Annotated in this window: 17 protein-coding genes and 1 CRISPR repeat array; of the genes, 8 read left to right on the top strand and 9 right to left on the bottom strand. The window is 62.1% G+C overall.

Annotated elements, in window-relative coordinates; all coding sequences use genetic code 11:
• The 6 genes from HBNXHr_RS00945 (at window position 1) to HBNXHr_RS00920 (ending at window position 6,876) form a co-directional block, all read left to right on the top strand.
• The gene (locus HBNXHr_RS00945) at window positions 1-1,764 is read left to right on the top strand and encodes an ATP synthase subunit A (protein WP_275882799.1); all 1,764 of its coding nucleotides are present in this window, start codon (window positions 1-3) and stop codon (window positions 1,762-1,764) included.
• A complete protein-coding gene (locus HBNXHr_RS00940; RefSeq protein WP_275738664.1) occupies window positions 1,761-3,176 on the top strand; it encodes a V-type ATP synthase subunit B in 1,416 nt (471 codons plus the stop codon). Before HBNXHr_RS00945 ends, HBNXHr_RS00940 begins: the two co-directional genes overlap by 4 nt.
• A gap of 27 nt (window positions 3,177-3,203) precedes the next feature.
• Entirely contained in the window at window positions 3,204-3,401 is a 198-nt protein-coding gene (locus tag HBNXHr_RS00935) for a hypothetical protein (protein WP_275738662.1), read from the top strand.
• A 50-nt stretch (window positions 3,402-3,451) separates the two neighbouring features.
• Window positions 3,452-4,504, top strand: a complete 1,053-nt coding sequence (locus tag HBNXHr_RS00930; protein ID WP_275882798.1) for a Brp/Blh family beta-carotene 15,15'-dioxygenase — start codon at window positions 3,452-3,454, stop codon at window positions 4,502-4,504.
• A 484-nt stretch (window positions 4,505-4,988) separates the two neighbouring features.
• Window positions 4,989-5,666 carry a V-type ATP synthase subunit D gene (locus tag HBNXHr_RS00925; RefSeq protein ID WP_275882797.1) on the top strand — a complete coding sequence of 226 codons (678 nt, stop codon included), beginning with the start codon at window positions 4,989-4,991 and terminating at the stop codon, window positions 5,664-5,666.
• 88 nt (window positions 5,667-5,754) lie between these two features.
• On the top strand, window positions 5,755-6,876 hold the full coding sequence (locus HBNXHr_RS00920; protein WP_275882796.1) for an RNA ligase: 1,122 nt from the start codon (window positions 5,755-5,757) through the stop codon (window positions 6,874-6,876).
• Window positions 6,877-6,902: 26 nt separating this feature from the next.
• Here HBNXHr_RS00920 and HBNXHr_RS00915 read toward each other — a convergent pair whose 3' ends face one another.
• From HBNXHr_RS00915 to HBNXHr_RS00900, 4 genes are all read right to left on the bottom strand, one after another.
• Window positions 6,903-8,744: an ATP-dependent helicase gene (locus tag HBNXHr_RS00915; protein WP_275882795.1), complete on the bottom strand. Its 1,842-nt coding sequence runs from the start codon at window positions 8,742-8,744 to the stop codon at window positions 6,903-6,905.
• Between the two features lie 71 nt (window positions 8,745-8,815).
• The gene (locus tag HBNXHr_RS00910; protein WP_275738655.1) at window positions 8,816-9,118 is read right to left on the bottom strand and encodes a hypothetical protein; all 303 of its coding nucleotides are present in this window, start codon (window positions 9,116-9,118) and stop codon (window positions 8,816-8,818) included.
• 72 nt (window positions 9,119-9,190) lie between these two features.
• Window positions 9,191-9,541, bottom strand: a complete 351-nt coding sequence (locus HBNXHr_RS00905) for a helix-turn-helix domain-containing protein (RefSeq protein WP_275738653.1) — start codon at window positions 9,539-9,541, stop codon at window positions 9,191-9,193.
• Window positions 9,542-9,625: 84 nt separating this feature from the next.
• A complete protein-coding gene (locus HBNXHr_RS00900) occupies window positions 9,626-9,811 on the bottom strand; it encodes an HVO_0416 family zinc finger protein (RefSeq protein WP_275738651.1) in 186 nt (61 codons plus the stop codon).
• 117 nt (window positions 9,812-9,928) lie between these two features.
• On the opposite strand from HBNXHr_RS00900, the gene HBNXHr_RS00895 reads away from it, so the two are divergent.
• Both HBNXHr_RS00895 and HBNXHr_RS00890 read left to right on the top strand, forming a co-directional pair.
• Entirely contained in the window at window positions 9,929-10,276 is a 348-nt protein-coding gene (locus HBNXHr_RS00895; protein WP_275738649.1) for a hypothetical protein, read from the top strand.
• 272 nt (window positions 10,277-10,548) lie between these two features.
• A complete protein-coding gene (locus tag HBNXHr_RS00890) occupies window positions 10,549-11,205 on the top strand; it encodes a zinc ribbon domain-containing protein (RefSeq protein ID WP_275882794.1) in 657 nt (218 codons plus the stop codon).
• Window positions 11,206-11,330: 125 nt separating this feature from the next.
• Window positions 11,331-13,206: a CRISPR direct-repeat array (repeat unit 30 nt; unit sequence GCTTCAACCCCACGAGGGTCCGTCTGAAAC).
• Window positions 13,207-13,308: 102 nt separating this feature from the next.
• Here the strand turns inward: HBNXHr_RS00890 and cas2 are convergent.
• Genes cas2 through cas5b form a run of 5 tightly spaced genes read right to left on the bottom strand, consistent with a single transcriptional unit; the run spans window position 13,309 to window position 18,513 of the window.
• Window positions 13,309-13,572, bottom strand: coding sequence for a CRISPR-associated endonuclease Cas2 (gene cas2, locus HBNXHr_RS00885; RefSeq protein ID WP_015789198.1), 264 nt, complete (start codon window positions 13,570-13,572; stop codon window positions 13,309-13,311).
• A 1-nt stretch (window position 13,573) separates the two neighbouring features.
• Window positions 13,574-14,566, bottom strand: coding sequence for a type I-B CRISPR-associated endonuclease Cas1b (cas1b, locus tag HBNXHr_RS00880; RefSeq protein ID WP_275882793.1), 993 nt, complete (start codon window positions 14,564-14,566; stop codon window positions 13,574-13,576).
• Window positions 14,567-14,569: 3 nt separating this feature from the next.
• On the bottom strand, window positions 14,570-15,148 hold the full coding sequence (gene cas4 / locus HBNXHr_RS00875; protein WP_275882792.1) for a CRISPR-associated protein Cas4: 579 nt from the start codon (window positions 15,146-15,148) through the stop codon (window positions 14,570-14,572).
• The gene (locus HBNXHr_RS00870; RefSeq protein WP_275882791.1) at window positions 15,145-17,706 is read right to left on the bottom strand and encodes a CRISPR-associated endonuclease Cas3''; all 2,562 of its coding nucleotides are present in this window, start codon (window positions 17,704-17,706) and stop codon (window positions 15,145-15,147) included. Before HBNXHr_RS00870 ends, cas4 begins: the two co-directional genes overlap by 4 nt.
• The gene (gene cas5b / locus HBNXHr_RS00865; protein ID WP_275882790.1) at window positions 17,707-18,513 is read right to left on the bottom strand and encodes a type I-B CRISPR-associated protein Cas5b; all 807 of its coding nucleotides are present in this window, start codon (window positions 18,511-18,513) and stop codon (window positions 17,707-17,709) included. It abuts the gene before it with no gap.
• Window position 18,514 lies beyond the last annotated feature (1 nt).

Here is an 18,514-nt window from a genome sequence, read left to right as displayed (position 1 = left end):
ATGAGTCAAGCGACAACGTCCGACGTCCGTGAAGACGGCGTCATCGAGAGCGTGAGCGGTCCCGTCGTCACGGCGACGGGCCTGCAGGCCCGGATGAACGACGTGGTTCGCGTCGGTTCGGAGGGCCTGATGGGAGAGATCATCGAGATCGAGGGAGACCTGACGACGATCCAGGTCTACGAGGAGACCTCCGGCGTCGCGCCGGGCGGCCCCGTCGAGAGTACGGGCGCACCGCTATCGGTCGACCTCGGGCCCGGGCTGCTGGACAACATCTACGACGGCGTCCAGCGCCCCCTCGAAGGACTCGAAGAGCAGATGAACTCGGCATTCCTCGACCGTGGGGTCGACGCGCCGGGTGTCGATCTGGAGAAAACCTGGGAGTTCACTCCCGAGGTCGAGGCAGGCGACGAGGTCACCGCCGGCGACATCGTCGGGACCGTTCCCGAGACAGAGAGTATCGATCACAAGGTGATGGTGCCGCCCGATTACGAGGGTGGCGAAGTCATCGATACCAAGAAGGGCAACTTCACCGTCGAGGAGACGGTCGTCGAACTCGATACCGGCGAGGAGATCCAGATGCGCCAGGAGTGGCCGGTCCGGCAGGCCCGGCCCGCCGGCGACAAGGAGACCCCAACCGATCCGCTGGTGACGGGCCAGCGCATCCTCGACGGTCTCTTCCCCGTCGCGAAGGGCGGGACGGCCGCGATTCCGGGGCCCTTCGGCTCCGGGAAGACGGTCACCCAGCACCAGCTCGCCAAGTGGGCCGACGCGGACATCGTCGTCTACGTCGGGTGTGGCGAGCGTGGCAACGAGATGACCGAGGTCATCGAGGACTTCCCGGACCTGGAGGACCCACAGACGGGCAAGCCGTTGATGAGCCGGACGAGCCTGATCGCCAACACGTCGAACATGCCCGTCGCGGCGCGTGAATCGTCGGTCTACACCGGCATCACGATGGCCGAGTACTACCGGGACATGGGCTACGACGTCGCGCTGATGGCCGACTCCACCTCGCGGTGGGCCGAGGCATTGCGGGAGATCTCCTCGCGACTCGAGGAGATGCCCGGCGAGGAGGGGTATCCCGCCTATCTCGGGGCGCGCCTCAGCGAGTTCTACGAGCGGGCCGGCTACTACCAGAACGCCAATGGCACCGAGGGTTCGGTCACCGTCGTGGGGGCGGTCAGCCCACCCGGCGGTGACTTCTCGGAGCCGGTGACCCAGAACACCCTGCGGATCGTCAAGACCTTCTGGGCGCTGGACGCCGACCTGGCCGATCGCCGGCACTTCCCGGCGATCAACTGGGACGAATCGTATTCGCTGTATCGCGATCAGCTCGATCCGTGGTTCGAATCTGAGGTCGCCGACGACTGGGCGGAGATCCGCCAGTGGGTCATCGACGTTCTCGACGAGGAGAGCGACCTCCAGGAGATCGTCCAGCTGGTCGGCCAGGACGCGTTGCCGGCCGACCAGCAGCTCACCCTGGAAGTCGCCCGGTACATCCGGGAGTCATATCTCCAGCAGAACGCCTTACACGACGTCGACACCTACTGTGAACCCCAGAAGACCTACCGGATGATGCAGGCGATCAAGACGTTCAACGACGAGGCCTTCGACGCGCTGGACGCGGGCGTCCCGGTCGACGAGATCACGGACATCGACGCCGCGCCGCGGCTCAACCGGATCGGGACGACCGAGGAGTACGACGAGTTCGTCGCCGAGCTCGAAGACGACATCGAATCCCAACTCAGGGGGACCTACCAATGAAAGAATACCAGACGATCACCGAAGTCAGTGGGCCGCTCGTGTTCGTCGAGACCGACGAGCCGATCGGGTACGACGAGATCGTCGAGATCGAAGTCGGCGACGGCGACACCCGTCGCGGGCAGGTGCTCGAATCGACCAGCGATCACGTCGCGATCCAGGTCTTCGAGTCCACCCAGGGGATCGACCGGGAGTGCTCGGTCCGGTTCCTGGGCGAGACGATGAAGATGCCCGTCACCGAGGACCTCCTGGGGCGGGTGCTCGACGGGACCGGCCGGCCGATCGACGGCGGCCCCGACATCGTGCCCGACGACCGCCAGGACATCGTCGGCGCGTCGATCAATCCGTTCTCCCGGGAGTATCCCCGGGAGTTCATCCAGACGGGGATTTCCGCCATCGACGGCATGAACACCCTCGTCCGGGGCCAGAAGCTGCCGCTTTTCTCCGGGTCGGGGTTGCCCCACAACGAACTCGCCCTCCAGATCGCGCGCCAGGCCGAAGTGCCTGAAGAGGACGACGAGGAGGAAAGTGAGTTCGCCGTGATCTTCGCCGCGATGGGGATTACCGCCGAGGAGGCCAACGAGTTCATGGACGACTTCGAGCGGACCGGCGCGCTGGAACGCTCGGTCGTCTTCCTCAACCTCGCGGACGACCCCGCGGTCGAGCGGACGATCACGCCGCGGCTGGCGCTCACCACGGCGGAGTACCTGGCCTTCGAGAAGGGGTATCACGTCCTGACGATCATGACGGACATGACCAACTACTGTGAGGCCCTCCGGGAGATCGGGGCCGCCCGCGAGGAGGTTCCGGGTCGCCGGGGCTACCCCGGGTACATGTACACCGACCTGGCGAACCTCTACGAGCGGGCGGGCCGGATCGAGGGCGTCGAGGGGTCGATCACCCAGATCCCGATCCTCACGATGCCCAGCGACGACGACACCCACCCGATCCCGGACCTGACAGGCTACATTACCGAGGGCCAGATCTACGTCGATCGTGGCCTCAACAGCCAGGGCGTCCGGCCGCCGATCTACGTCCCGACCTCGCTGTCGCGGCTCATGGACGAGGGGATCGGCGAGGGGCTGACCCGCGAGGACCACGGCGACGTCCAGTCACAGCTGTATGCGGCCTACGCCGAGGCCGAGGACCTGCGTGACCTCGTGAACATCGTCGGTCGCGAAGCACTCAGCGAGCGTGACAACAAGTATCTGGACTTCGGCGACCGCTTCGAGAGCGAGTTCGTCGACCAGGGCTACGACACCGCCCGGTCGATCGACCAGACCCTTGACATCGCCTGGGATCTGCTCTCGGATCTACCCAAAGAGGAACTCAACCGCATCGACGAGGAGTTCATCGAGACCTACTACGACGAGGGGTCGGACGCGACGGTCGAAGCTGCCGAAGCCGACGACTGAAGCTGATCGCGTTTCCGCTCCTCACACATGGTCGAAGCCGATCCACTCGTTCGCGCCGCCCGGAACGGGTTTCTCGCGACGATCCTTCTGCTGGTCGCCATCGGCGGGTATCAGTTCGCGACGGGCGGGACCGTCACGACTCCCGTCGTGGTGACGTGGGTCGTCGCCGTCCTCACGTTCTACGCCTCGAAGTACTACTATCGCCGGCGTGACGACGGTAGCTGACGGCGAGGGCCGACCCAACGGTTTTGCACCTGCCCATCGAGTTCAAACGCGTGCAACCGACGACCGATAGGGGCGGGATCGACGGGACGGTGGCCGCTAGCCTCGGGGCCTTCCTCCGGTGGACCGGCTGGCTGCCGCTACTCGGGCTCGCCGTCGTCGTCCCACTCCTCGCCCCGCTACCGGAGCCCATCCGGTATCTGCCCCTGGCTGCGAGCGTCGTAGTCTTTGGCCTGCCCCACGGCGCGCTGGACTACGTCGCCCTGCCGCGGGCGCTGTCCGGCCGGGTTGACGCACGGGGACTGGCGATCGTGGGCGTCCTCTATGCAATTCTCGGCGGGGCCTACCTCACGGCGTGGCTGATCGTACCCGTCCCGGCCGCCGTGGTGTTCATCGCGCTGACGTGGTTCCACTGGGGGCAGGGCGAGTTGTTCGTCCTCCGGGACGCCTTCGGCGGCGGCCACCTCGACGATCGCACCCAGCAGGCGCTGACGACGGTGGTCCGCGGCGGGTTGCCGATGGCGGTCCCGCTGGTCGGGTTTCCCGACCGGTATCTGGCCGTCCTCGAAACGTTCGTCGATCCCTTCGGCGGGTCGATCGGGTCGGCGTGGCTGTTCGAGCCGAGCGGGCAAGCGATCGTTGCGGTGGGGTTCGGGCTGGTGACCGTCGTGACGCTGTGGCGCGGGTGGCGGCTGGCGAAGGCGAACGGTCGTCGGCAGAGCGACAACGGCGGCTGGCGACTCGACGCGGCCGAGACGGCACTGCTGTGGGTGTTTTTCCTCCTCGTCGAGCCAGTGCTCGCCATCGGGGCGTACTTCTGTCTGTGGCACTCGCTGCGTCACATCGTCCGGGTTGGGTTGCTGGATCAGCGGACGGCGTCTTCGCTTTCGGCTGGCGAGTGGCTGAAGCCGGCCGGTCGGCTGGCGGTCGAAGCGTTGCCGACGACGCTCGCTGCCGGCGGTTTCCTGTGGGCGCTGTACGTCTTGACGCCGGCGAGCGAGGGAGTCGCGAGCGCGATCGGGGTCTATCTCGTTGGCATCGCCGTCCTGACCCTGCCCCACGTGGTGATCGTCACCTGGATTGACCGTGAGCAAGGGTTCTGGTGATGAGTTACGTGGATGGGTTTGGGTACGCGAGATGACGTTCTGATAAGATTGAGGCGAGGGAGAGTACTACGAACAGCATGAAAGCCCCGAGCCGTTCGAGTCGGGGGACCGCGACTGCGCTCCTCACTGCGTTCCGGTGCTTGTCGGGTCCGCCTTCCCCGAAAGGGAGGTCGGCGACGCCGACCTCCTCATTCCGTGGCGGCGTACGCCGCCACGCGCGGCTCGCCCCTTTCAGTCCCACCCACTTAAGCCAGTGAAGAAGCCGACACGGGTGGGACTGAAAGGGGCGGCTGGCTCCGGGAAGACGGGCGACGCAAGGACCGCAACGAGCGAAGTGAGTGAGGACCGCAGCGAGCGCCTCGACCGGAGCCAGCCGGGGCTTTCATGCTGGACTCATCACTGGCGGATCCAGAAGTCACAGATCCAAACACAAACTCACATCGACTGAAAAGCGTTAACTGAGTGGCTCGGTTATCGGGTGGTAATGGCCCAGGACGTCAAGCCGACGCGAAAGAACCTCATGCAGATCGAGGATCGAATCGAACTCTCCGAGCGGGGCCACGACACGCTCGAACAGAAGCGTGACGGCCTCATCATGGAGTTCATGGACATCCTCGACCAGGCCCAGAACGTCCGTGCGGACTTAGAGGAGACCTACGACCGCGCCCAAGAGCGCATCGACATGGCGCGGGCGATGGAGGGCGACGTCGCCGTCCGCGGGGCGGCGGCGGCCTTGAAGGAACACCCCGAGATCACCACCCAGTCGAAGAACATCATGGGCGTCGTCGTCCCGCAGATCGAATCGACGAAGGTGCGCAAGAGCCTGGACGAACGCGGGTACGGGGTCCTCGGGACGAGCGCCCGGATCGACGAGGTCGCGGAAGTCTACGAGGAACTCTTAGAACAGATCATCCTCGCTGCCGAGGTCGAGACCGCGATGAAGGAACTGCTCGACGAGATCGAGACCACGAAGCGGCGTGTCAACGCCCTGGAGTTCACGCTGTTGCCCGATCTCAGATCGAGTCAGGACTACATCGAGCAGAAGCTCGAAGAGCAGGAACGCGAGGAGATCTTCCGGATGAAAAAGATCAAGGCCAACAAGGAAGCCGAGGAGAAAGCCGAGCGCGAAGCCGAAGAGGACGCCGAATCCGCCACTGCCTGAGGGTTCTGGCCGCGGTTTTTGTATTACATACCGGAGTGGCGTGTTATCACCCCCCATAGCTATTGGTCGGGACGCCGTAGCTGTCAGCATGGACGAGGATCGCGACTGGGCGGCGGTTCTCGGGATCCCGGACGAGGAGGTCGAAAGGGTCCTCGCGGCGTTCGAGACTGATATGTACGAGGGGCGGCGCTACCGTCACCTCTCGGCTGCCCGCCACGGGATCGAGCGTGGGACGGCAATCGTCGACGGGACCGTCGTCCGGGGATTTCCGTCGATCCCGCGAACGCTGGTGCTCGACCCAGGGATCGCCGAGCACTTCGACGGGCGAGTCACGATCGAGGAGAAGCGCAACGGGTACAACGTCCGCGTCGCCCGGATCGACGGCGACGTCCTGGGGTTCACCCGGAGCGGATACATCTGTCCGTACACCACCAGCAAAGTCAGGGAGCTACTCAACCCCGACTCCGTTTTCGACGCCAATCCCGAGCGCATGCTCTGTGGGGAGTTGATCGGCCCGGAGAACCCCTACACGCCACACGAGTATCCCACAGTCGAGTCGGCTGCCTTCGAAGTGTTCGACGTCCGTGACCGAGAGACGGGCCGGCCATTGGCGGTCGATCACCGGCGGGACCTCTGTGCGCGCCACGGCCTGGCGACGGTTCCCGAGTTCGGCGAGTGCGATCCGGCGAAGGCGGCTGAGGCCGTCCGGGAGGTGATCGACGACCTGGACCGGGCAGGCAAAGAAGGGGTCGTGCTGCAATCGATGGACGGTACCCGGCAGCTGAAATACACGACATCGGCGACGCATCGAGCCGATTTGGAACACGCGTTCTCGCTCCCCTTCGACTACGGGCGGGACTTCGTCTTTCCGCGGGTTCTCCGGGAGGTGTTCCAGGCCATCGAGCTGGATCGAACGAAGGGCGAGCCCCGCCAGCGAGCCCAGGAACTCGGGGAGTCGATCCTCTTGCCCGCGGTCGAAACCGTCAGAGCGGTCGAGCGCGGCGAGACTGTGGGGGAGGAACACACCGTCCGGGACGACCCTGCCGTGATCGAGGCACTCCTCTCGCACTTGCGGGATATGGGCATCGAGCTCGAAATCCAGCAGGACCGAGACGAGAGCGGCGAGCGCGTCGTCACGTTCGTAAAAGTCTCACAGTCGACGCGGGACAACGCCCGGAATTATCTCGATGGACAGTTGATCGACGAGTGAAAGCGGTCGGGGAACGGAACAGCCGATCAGTGGACGGCAGCCGCTTCCTCGCCGAGAATCGACGCGAGAGCCGCCTCTGGGTCCTCGCTGGGTTCGTTGTTCAACAGGACGTCGATCGGCAGCGTCGGCGCGCCGCTGACGAGGTTTTCGAGGATGACGAGTCGCTCGCGGGCACGGGAGAGCCCGACGTAGAAGACCCGGCGCTCGTTATCGGTCAGCGTCGGAACCGGATCGGTGTGTTTGGTGAACTCATCGACAGCGGGCACGTCGATCTCGTTGCGCTCGACGGTCGCGGCCATCTGCTCGACGACCTTCTCGGTGAGATCCGTCGCGACGAAGACGTGATCGGCCTCCCGACCCTTCGCGCTGTGGATCGTGCCGAGGCGAACCCGCCCGGGGTCCATGCCCTCGTAGTCGCCGGCGAAGTACGCGTCGATCGTCTGTTCCTGGAAGCTGGTGACTTTCCGAACCATGTCGGCGGCAGCCGGCGGTTCCGGCAGGAACGGCGCGTGATCGCGGATGAGATCCGGCTCGACCTCGATCTCGGTGAGGTCGTCCGTCTCGGCGGCCTCCTGGCGATCTTCGAGATCGTCGAAGAGATCGTCGCGTTCGCCGGTGCCGAACGCCGTGTCTTCGAGCATGTCCGCGAGCCGTCGCCCCTCCAGAGCCGTCAGGGGTTCGTCGGCCGCGAGGGCCTCGATCCCGTTGACGTAGTCCGTAAGGCGGTCGGTCCACATCCGCTGGTCGGTCATCGTCCGGAAGGGGATGCCCTCGTCGATAAACTCATCGACAAATTGGAACATCTGGTAGCGCGCCCGGAACAACACCATGACGGTGCCGTCGTCCTCCTCGACGGTCCCCCGGACGTTCCGGACGAGATCGAGCATCGACGGGTTCCGGACGGCCTCGACGTTGCCCCCCTGTTTGCGCGGCGAGAGGTTCTTCTCCTGGCGCTGGTCGATGTGGGTGACCTCGCGCTGGACGACTTCGAGGATTTCCGAGGGAAGTCGATGTGAGGTGTCGAGGATGACGTCCTCGCCCTCCTCTTCGAGCAAGAGGTTGGGGTCGGCTCCCTGCCAGGCGTAGACGACCTGATCGTCGTCGCCCGCGATCAGCGCGTGGTCGACGTGGGCTTTCCACTCCTCGTAGACGTCGTATTGCAGCGTCGTGATGTCCTGGAACTCGTCGATGGCGAGGTAATCGACGCTGGGGAGCAACGAGCGCTGCTTGACGCGTTCGAGCATGTCGGCGAACCCGACCAGCCCGTGTTCACCCTTGTACGACCGCCAGGCGCGGATGACTTCCGGGACGTCGATCCGGTCGTCGTCGCTGGGCCACGTCGGGGTGTACTTGTTGCCCGTCTGAGCGTTCTCGTCGATCTCCGGCGGCAGTCGGACCTTCTCGTCGTTCCACTTGAAGGGGACATCGTACCAGTCGGCGACGTCCCGGCGAGTGCGCTGGAGCCACTGGCTCGTGGCGATGATCTTGTTGCCGATCGTCGTCGATCGGGCCGTTCGCCGTCGGCCACCTTCGTACTGATCCTCGTACTCGATGCCGTACTCCTCGGCGAACTCCTGTTTGTCGGACTCGCCAACGACGTCGCCACGCGAGAGGTTCAACAACTCGTAGGCCTTTGCGTGCATCGTACACACGTTGCCCTTGAGTGAGCGCGGCGAGACATCGAGGCGCTCGGCGAGCCGCTCGCGAACCTCCGCGGCAGCTGCCCGCGTATACGAGACGACGAGGACGTCCCGAACGTCTACGTCGTCGTCTTCGAGGAGGTCCTCGACCCGGTCGAGCAACGCCGTCGTCTTCCCGCTGCCAGGCCCGCCGAACAGACGGGTCACCTGGGACGTCGATTCAGTCATTGCACAGTAACTAGGGCCGCCCCCTCATAAGCGACGTGACTTTTCCCTGACCGCGAAAGTACCCCAATTCGCTACCGGTACAACGAGACGTACAGCATGGCAAAGCCGATGATAAACGGCACTGTCTGGGTCATATCGAAAAATAGCCGCACTCGCGGAGCCGGTTGGGACGTGAACATCTGCGAGACGATGTTGCTGACGGCGACTCCCATGCTGATGAAAGCGAACCCGATAAACGCATACTGGAGTCGCTCGCTCCGTCGTTTCTGGTACGCCTGAAAGCTAATGAGCGTGATCCCGAGCGTCAGCCCGAAGAGCACGAGTCGTAACAACACCAGGGCCCCCTGTCCATACTGCACCACGGTGTCGACCATAGTACGATCGTCTCCAGTTTGACAAGCTCCCTATATTAAGCTACTCAAAGAGTTGCGGTAAGCGACACGGTCTCACTCGAGGTTGAGGTCGTCCCAGAGCTGGCCGAACCGGTCGGGCAAGTTCTCCGATCGGTAAATCCGAACCTGATACTCGTCGTCTTCGAGCCTGATGACGGTACTCTCGAAGTTCGACTCATAGACCTTGTAGTGGTTGCCGTCCTCGGCGACGCTCGTCTGGTCGCTGACCAGATCGTGCTCCTCGAGGATTTCGAGGCGACGATAGACCGTCGGCAGTGACAGCTCGAGCTCCTCGCTAAGTTCCTTGGCCGACTTGGGTGCCTGGCTGACGGCCGCGAGCACGTGGCGCGCGTGCTGATCCCCGATCGTATCCAGCACCTCTTCAATGGGGCGTTTTTCGTCCACTGACGATAGGTATTCTGGCGGTGCTGAAAAATCTTGGGAGATGTCCGAACCGGAGCCGGGGGACCACCAAGCTCGAACGCGATCCTAGCTCGACCGCGCCGGCGTCCACTCACAGACCGAGCATTCCGTGGCTGTCGCCTCGTGTAATCCACCACACTCGGGACACTGCTTTTTATTATAACTCTCGTCCCATCCGACCGCGTCCGTTTCGTGCCCGCGCTGGGCAAGGAACTGATCGATGACGTCGTCGGTGCTCGGTGCGGTCGCCATACATGACATGGTATACCACACCAGTATATAGGCTTGTTGGTTCACACACGGGTTACCACGCCACAAGAGAGCGCTCGAATGGCGTCATTTTTAGTAACCCATCGCGTATGCAGTGGTATGTCATCCCGTGAGGCGCGGCAGGGTGGATCCGATTCGGGGGACGGGAAACACCTCGCCGACATTCTGCCGATCGACCGGGCGGCGATCGAATCACTGAGCTGGGAACTCGGGTCACGTGTGACGAGCGGGGGGACATCACGATTGTTCGCCGCCGGAAACCGAACGACCGGCAGTATGCTGACGGTCTTCAAAGCCACCGATCACACCTGTATCGTCCAGTTCCGGACGCCTGTCGGCCGCGAGAAATACTTCGGCGTCGCCGCCGACGATCTTCGGCCGATGCTCGAACGACTCCTCGATCGTGGAGACTGGCGATCGCGAGACGGGCGGATCGAAAACGTATAGGGTTCGGTTATACTTGGAGTGACATTGCCGAGTGATCGGAAACGCGATTCCGTCACAGTGCTGGTTTTGGAGGCAGTCGCCCCACGAGAGTGCGTCTGAAACACCTGATGGTTTTCGGGAGCGACCGGTCCCGGATCGAGCTTCAACCCCACGAGGGTCCGTCTGAAACTGGTGGCCGTGGCGAGATGTCCAGCTCGCGCTGACTGTCCAAACAGCCCAGTGGAAGTGACCATGCCCCGAAATATATTTGATACCCATACACAGATCCACACATGGTAGAGTTTGAGACGCCAACATATTGCCCGGTGTGTGGGGCCGAAGCGCCCGGCTCTGGCCGGTACTGCAGTGAGTGTGGATCTGATCTCCTCGGCGAGACGGGGCGTGCGCCCGAAGAGCCACCGGCGGACGAGGCCCTCGGGGCCGGCGGGGCGGGCGACGGCCCGACGCTGGTAACGCGCCGGCGGTTACTCCTGGGCGGTGGCGCGGTGCTCCTGGGCGGTGGCGCGATCGTCGCGCTGGACTCGCTCGGCCAGACCACGCACCGAGTCTACGGCGAGGGCTGGGATGTCGAGCGGAGTTCCGGGCTGACGTCGGAGACGCTCGAGGGAACGGTCACGATCCCTTCCGGTCGGTACGCGACACGCATCCTCGAGCCGGATGTGGCTGTCGAGTACAGTGTTGAGTTCGAGGTGACTGACGGCGGCCCGATCGACGTCATCCTCCTTGATGACGACGAGTACGATCGTTACCGGGACAGAAACTCAGATGTCCAACACCGCGCTCAACGGACGGCTGCGGAGAGTGGACAGCTAACTACGTCAGTCGGGGCAGGAGAGTATGATCTGGTGTTCGACAACACTGGCGTCTACGGCACGAGCCCTGACGGCGAAGTGACGGTATCTCTCACGATCACTGCGACGCGGGCCTGACGCGGCAGCCGAGGGCGTCTTTTCATAGGAGGACACCATGCCAGAGACAGAGTTCGGGTGGGAGCCTCGCTAAACGTAAGTATATACCAAAGATCGCTCGCCGAAGCCCACGGCGAGATCAAGGACGCTTCAACCCCCGAGGATCCGTCTGAAACTGGTCGATCGCCGGGCGATTTCCCCGCCTTCCATGCTTCAACCCCACGAGGGTCCGTCTGAAACGCGTGTCGGCCGTGTCGACCCTCTTTTTTCCGGATGCTTCAACCCCACGAGGGTCCGTCTGAAACTGACGATCTACAGACGATGCAGGGGCAATTTGTAGAGCTTCAACCCCACGAGGGTCCGTCTGAAACTGACCGTCGCTGGCGATCCGAAGACTGGTAAGACGCTTCAACCCCACGAGGGTCCGTCTGAAACTTCAGGAAAGTGAGTTAGAAGTTCGCTGGATGATGTTTGCTTCAACCCCACGAGGGTCCGTCTGAAACCAAAGCCAAACTGTTCATCCAGTGGTTGGTAGGTGTCGCTTCAACCCCACGAGGGTCCGTCTGAAACCAAATGCCTTCACCCACCATCTTGTTGCCGTCATGTGCTTCAACCCCACGAGGGTCCGTCTGAAACCACCCCACCGAAAGTGTCGGGCATGCCAGTTACGTCGGCTTCAACCCCACGAGGGTCCGTCTGAAACCGAGGCGCGGGAGCGATTGATGCCGTCTCACAAAGCGCTTCAACCCCACGAGGGTCCGTCTGAAACCCGTTCAGGCGATCGACGCGATACCAGGACCCTTCAAGCTTCAACCCCACGAGGGTCCGTCTGAAACGCGTTGACGCGATGGCTGGGTCTTATCAAGTCCGCCAGCTTCAACCCCACGAGGGTCCGTCTGAAACATCCTGAAGTTAAACGGTTGACAAATACCGGTGTCTGGCTTCAACCCCACGAGGGTCCGTCTGAAACTGCAGCAGCAGGGACAGCAATCAGACCGAGATTCGGCTTCAACCCCACGAGGGTCCGTCTGAAACGCGGCTGGCCGTCAGCGTCAGTCGTCGGGTCCGACGTGCTTCAACCCCACGAGGGTCCGTCTGAAACCGGGAGCTTACCGGTGGTGAGCGACCGTCAGGCGGTGCTTCAACCCCACGAGGGTCCGTCTGAAACGCTTCGCTATCGAAACCATGTCGTTCACCATCGTCCGCTTCAACCCCACGAGGGTCCGTCTGAAACATGTGATAATATCATAATTCAGTATTGTGGCCGTAGCTTCAACCCCACGAGGGTCCGTCTGAAACCGAGATAAAGGGATTCAGCGACGGTGGCCGGATCGTGCTTCAACCCCACGAGGGTCCGTCTGAAACGGGGAGCGCGCCGATCGCCACGGCGAGCAGGCCACCGCTTCAACCCCACGAGGGTCCGTCTGAAACCGCCAGCGCCCGCTTTCAGTGCCCTGCGCCGGGTGAGCTTCAACCCCACGAGGGTCCGTCTGAAACGTTCTGGGCCGCTCACGGCCGTCCACCTCTCGGGGAGCTTCAACCCCACGAGGGTCCGTCTGAAACTTTAGACCCCTTTTCTCTAACCCCCCACCGCCGGCCGCTTCAACCCCACGAGGGTCCGTCTGAAACACGTCGACGGACGAGGTGATCGACATCCTGCAAGAGCTTCAACCCCACGAGGGTCCGTCTGAAACCGACTCCTGGCAGGCCAACGACGGACCTCAGGAGATGCTTCAACCCCACGAGGGTCCGTCTGAAACCGAGTTTGACGGAGGTGACGGCCAGTGACCCGCGAGCTTCAACCCCACGAGGGTCCGTCTGAAACGAGACGCTGGTTATCATACGCGATCCGACTAATACGCTTCAACCCCACGAGGGTCCGTCTGAAACCTATACACAGGACAACGTGACCCAACTCCTCGACGCGCTTCAACCCCACGAGGGTCCGTCTGAAACGTCGGTGGCCGCTTTCGGCTTGTCGATATACCGCGGGCTTCAACCCCACGAGGGTCCGTCTGAAACCATGGCCGAAACCGGCCATATAGCGCGTGATACCCTTGCCTGGAAGTTAGTGTTTTCGTCGACCGTCAATAGCCCACGAGACCCGGGAGGTCGATGACGACACTATAGAAATTGGCTGTCCTCGGTCGGATCCTCGCCGTAGACAGTACGCGAGACATACTGTTCGGAACTCATCCGGTAGACGATCACCGACTCGCCGGGCTCCAGCATCGAATCAAGCTTTCCCTTGACCTCTTCGAGATCGCCCTCTGTGATTTCACCCTCAAACACCGAGTTCTGTACGTGTGTGAGATACCGACGCAAGAAGTTCAGAAAGAGGTAGGTTCGGTCCGCTTCGACGTCGTAGACGGCGACGACGTACACCACGTTACCACCACCGCTCGAAGGACTCGTAGGCCTCGCCAGTCAGCAGGTGTTTCTTGAGTTTGTACGCCTCGACCCGAAGGAGGTACTGGTAGCTTACCTTCCGATTAAGTCTGGGATGGTCGATAGTCCGGTCAAGTGTCTGCTCGAACTCCTTCGAAAACGTCTCCCGGCCACTCTCGGTGAGCAGACACGCGTTCATCTCCGAATCGAAATCATCGTCGGACAACTGCCCTCGATTCACGAGTCGGAAAACGACGCGATCCGTCAGGACGGGCTTGAAGAGATCAGCGAGATCCAGTGCCAGTGAGTACCGTCGCTCGCCAGGCTCGTGGAGATAGCTGATCGTCGGATCGAGTGCCGTGGCCCGGATTGCCGAGACGATATTCGCGTAGACCAGGCTGTTGCCGAACGAGATCAGGCTGTTCACCTTGTTGTTTGGCGGATTGTACTTTCGACCCCCGAAGACGAAGCCGTCGGGCAGAATCTGATCGAATATCGCGTAGTAGGCACGTCGCGCACTCGCTTCGACGCCCATTGCTTCCTCGACTGACGCCACGGACTTGATCTCGTCACGTCGACGATCGAGTGACTCGAGTGTCGCGCCGAGGTCGTAGTCCCGGTTGTCGTAATAGGTGACGTTCGCCCGCATGTTGTGGATGCTTCCCGCCACGATCTCACGGGCGATGTTGCCACGATGGGCTTCGTCGTCGTAGGCCCGGACCTGTTCGACGACCGTTTGACCCGATGTCTGGCCACGCTCGGGCATGATCGAGCCCGAATAGTAGTCGTTCCAGCCGAAAACGTGCATCGCGACGCCGTGGTCGTCGAGAAACGAGATCACCCGCGTATTGAAGTCGATCTGCCCGTGGAGGTACAGCGCCTCGGCGTTCTCGATCGGGAGGTACTTCTTCTCGTCGTCCTCGGTGACGAGTCGTACCGTGTCGTTGTGGCGTTCGACCCGTCCGTCCGAGAAGATGTGGTAGTTGTCGTTCATGGATCAACAGCTCCAGCAAAAGTCGTAGTACGCACACGACTCACAGAACGGCTTTTCCGTCGCGGGCGGTGGCGTCTCGCTTCGAATCACGTCGTAAATCCCGCGAATCGCGTCCTCGACTTGCTGTTCAGTTTCGTCTGTCAGCTCGACCGATTCGCGCTTTCGTTCGGTCGGATGAGCCAGGACACCCTCTTTCTCGACGCCGACGACCCGATCGAGATACCAGAGGTAGTACAGCAACTGGAGGCGTGCCGGCTCGACCAGCGTCGAGGACGGCTTCACCTCGACGACACGACCGTCATCAAGCAGATCGGGCGCGATCCGACCGTCGATACTTAGGTTCCGCCGCTGCTCGTCGTAGGCCGTCTCGTCGACGTGCGTGCCACGGACGACGTTCGGGTTCTCTCGATCGATCTCGATGTTGCGGCTCTCGAACCAGAGTTCGCGCTCACACACTTCATAATATTGCATCATCACACCGGTGACGTGAAACGACGACTCGACGGCCTCGTCGCGTGCTGATTCGAGCAGGAGATCGACAGGGTCGGTTTCGCCGGTCCGCTCGTCAGTGTGTCCACTCATAGGAACTGGTGATCGACGCTCGCCTCGGGAACGACGAATCCCGTCATTCGATCGAAGTGCGACGGATTTTGCTGCACGTCGAGTTCGTATATGCCTTCGTCTTCGACGAGTGGCGGGAGATCCGTGATCGCGTCGGCGGTCTGGCTATCCTCGGAGTAATACGGGACCGAAATACGCAGCGGCTTCGTCTCGTCGAGCAACTGGCCAAGCGCCTCGAATTCGAAGTTGCGTTGAGCGTTCCGTATCGCTTCCGCCCGCTCCCGTTCAGCAGGCGTTCGGGTGACGATGATCTCTGCCGAAAGCTGTTCGTCGATGAGCGAAATGGTTCCGAGTTCGTTCGCTTTCGCGTCGTCAACCCAGTCGGCATACGTTTGCTTCCCGACATCCTTGTCTTCTCGCAGCCGTTCGAAATACCGTTCGACACCCCTTCGAGCTACGTCAGTCTCGGAAAGCGATCCGGATTCGTCCCGGATCTGTCGGAGCGTGTCTGCGACAGTAGGAAGCAGCGTTGTCCCGCGATTGTACACGGCTTCCGCCGGCGTCTTCGACTGCTCGTCGGGCACGTCGAGCCACCAGACAGTGACGACTCCCTGCTCGCGCTCGAAAGAACGGTTACACCGCCCGGCTGCCTGAACGATACTGTCGATCGGAGCGAGGTCGCGAAACACACGATCGAAGCTGATGTCGACGCCGGCCTCGACGAGTTGCGTCGAGATCGCGAGCGTCGGATGGCCCCGTTCGGTGAGCGCTTTCGCCGTCTCGATCAACGTGAGCCGATCCGCAGGCCGAAGTCGGGTCGACAGATGAAGGAGTGCATTGTCGTCGGTCGCTACAACGCGCTTCGCGAGTTCGACAGGATCAACGTCGTCAGCTGACCCCGCTTCCTGTAGTTCGTCGTCGTAAAGGCGACCAACGTCGACAAAGACATCGTCGCCGACCCGCTCCGTGAGTTCTCGGGCACTGTCGATCGTGTTACAGACGGCGAGCGTCGTCTGTCCCGATGAGACGGCCTCACGGAGTTCGGTGGCGGCCGCCGCGTAAGATTTTGGCTCGCTCTGAGACTGGATATAGCGCTCGGTCGAATCGTCGAGCTCGTAGGAAACGCGACGGACGACTTCGAAATATCGGTCCGGGTCGTCCACGAGTTCGAATTCGTCCTCGAACAGTCGTGGCTGCGTGGCAGTCATCGCGACCACCGTCGCGTTGTATTGCTCGGTAAGCACGTCCACAAGTCGAGGGACGAGTTTCCACCAGTCCAGCGGGAGGCTCTGTGGTTCATCGAGAACCACGACGGCGTCCCGGAGTGCCGGAAGTTTCATCGACTGCCTGTTTTTCGGGCCGGCCAGGCTCTCGAACAACTGGACGAACGTCGTGACTGTCACGCCCGCCCGCCAGCTTTCGGCAAGCATCCCGGCCACGTCGTCGGAGAGGTCAGCTTCGTCCTCGTCGGCGGTATCTCTGATCGTCGTCTCGGCGAGATGGTGATGGGCAGTCAGCAGTCGTCCGGTCCCATCCGTCCGATAGATCGTTTCGAGTTCCTCGACGACTTGATCAATGATACTCGTGAACGGAAGGGCGTACACGATACGGCTCTGTTGACCCTCGTCGCGGAGTTTCTGTGCTGCAGAGAGTCCGGTAAGCGTCTTCCCCATTCCCGTCGGGAGCGTAAGTGTCGCCACGTCACTTCCGGCCGCTAGGAACTCCGGGATGGCATTCAAAACGCTGTCTCGTGCGTGCGATCGGTAGTGATTCAGCCGTTCGGTCCGGGTCCCGTCCTCGTCCTGTCGAACGTCTGCCTCAAGTCCTTCGACGTATTCGTCGAGACGGTCGGTGGACGGCGTTTCAGCGATGAACGTTCGTTCGTCGTTCGGGGCCCCTGCTGCACTGGTCTTGTCGGCGAGAACGAGCGATCCCCAACATTGCAGGACGAGTCCGTAACAGGCGTCCGAAACAGCATCCTCCCGCGGTTCGGGGACGATCCCCTCCGTCGCGACGGTGTCTTCTATCGCATCGAGTAGATCGATGAATCCGTCTCGGAACTCATCCCAGGATCCAGCGCCGTTCGTCGCCGTTTCGAACACCTCCTGAGCCACCTCGGACGCATCGCTGTCGATGTCATTGATCTGCTTGGCAAGTATCGCGTGGTACTCGTCACCGTCCTGTCCATGTGCGCGGTCGAAGACGTATTCGGCAACGTTCGGTAGGCGTCCGTGGTGTTTCGCCACGGCGACAAACCCGGCGAGACAGGTCTCTCTTTCGTATCCTTTCGCGTCGAGGGCGTAATACGACGCGAACGAACCGAGCGGCGCGTGATGGCGGAGCCGTTTATCGTCGGGTGACCGACCCGTTTCGAGATACTTCTGGAAGTACGTCGTTGCTTTGCCGAAGTCATGGACGTACCCCAGCGTCTCGACGGTCGACTTGAAGGACTCTCCGGACGGCGTTTCGGCGTCTTCCGGAACGACATACTCGACCCGGGACGCGACGTCATTCAGATGATCGAGGAGATACGTTCCCTCCCGCCCGTCCTCTGGTGGATGTGAATACGGACGACTCACTCAGACGAACACCACCGTTCGGTCGCCGACCCGGGCGGCATCCGCACCAGATACTGTAAGCGGGCCTGCGTCAGGATTGTACGCGTACGTCGTGAACGCGGTCGTCGTCCGCCCACCCTGGTCAGCGGTCATGAATGCCGGCGATTCCTCGATCTGGCAGCGGTGGCCGGCGTCCATAATCACGTCGTCGAAACCGCCCGGGACTGCGGAATCGATCTCGACTCGTTCGGCCCCCTCATCTATCGGTTCGATGTCGAACACACCATGAAACTCGATATCAGCGAGGTGTTCAGAGAGTCCGAGGCTCGGGACATAATGGGATTTCCCGGCATCGAGCATCGATGCGAGTTCTTCGAACCGATCGGCGTCACTCAACCAAACGTCGATCCGGTAGGCCGGTTCGACCAACACTTCGTAGTTGTGCTGTTGCCGGAGGTTCGTCGGATCGGGGAGCTTGATGCTGATCTTCCCTCGACCGTTGAGAGAAGTCAGATCGCCTGCGGCAGTCGAGAGCGTATTCATCGGCATGTTCACCGTCCGGAGCTCTCTGACTGGCTCGATCGCGACTGCCGACGCGTCCGGACCGAACAGGTCGTAATACTCGTCTCGACCGATACCGAGCACGGCCGCGAGCAAGCCTGCAATCGTCGTTCGAGGGATGATCCGGTACGTCTGTTTGACGATGTTGCCTTCGACACGCCTGAAATGGCCCCACGGACCTCGGACTGTCAGGGAAAGACAGCGTTCAGGGACTATCCGCTCCGTCGACCCTTCAGACACCGACTTGTCCAGCGATTGCCGAGTCATC

The sequence above is a fragment of the Halorhabdus sp. BNX81 genome (genome assembly GCF_029229925.1).
GTDB lineage: Archaea > Halobacteriota > Halobacteria > Halobacteriales > Haloarculaceae > Halorhabdus.
The sequence above is the reverse complement of the archived record's forward strand: the minus strand, read 5'-3'. Positions and strand labels throughout refer to the sequence as shown.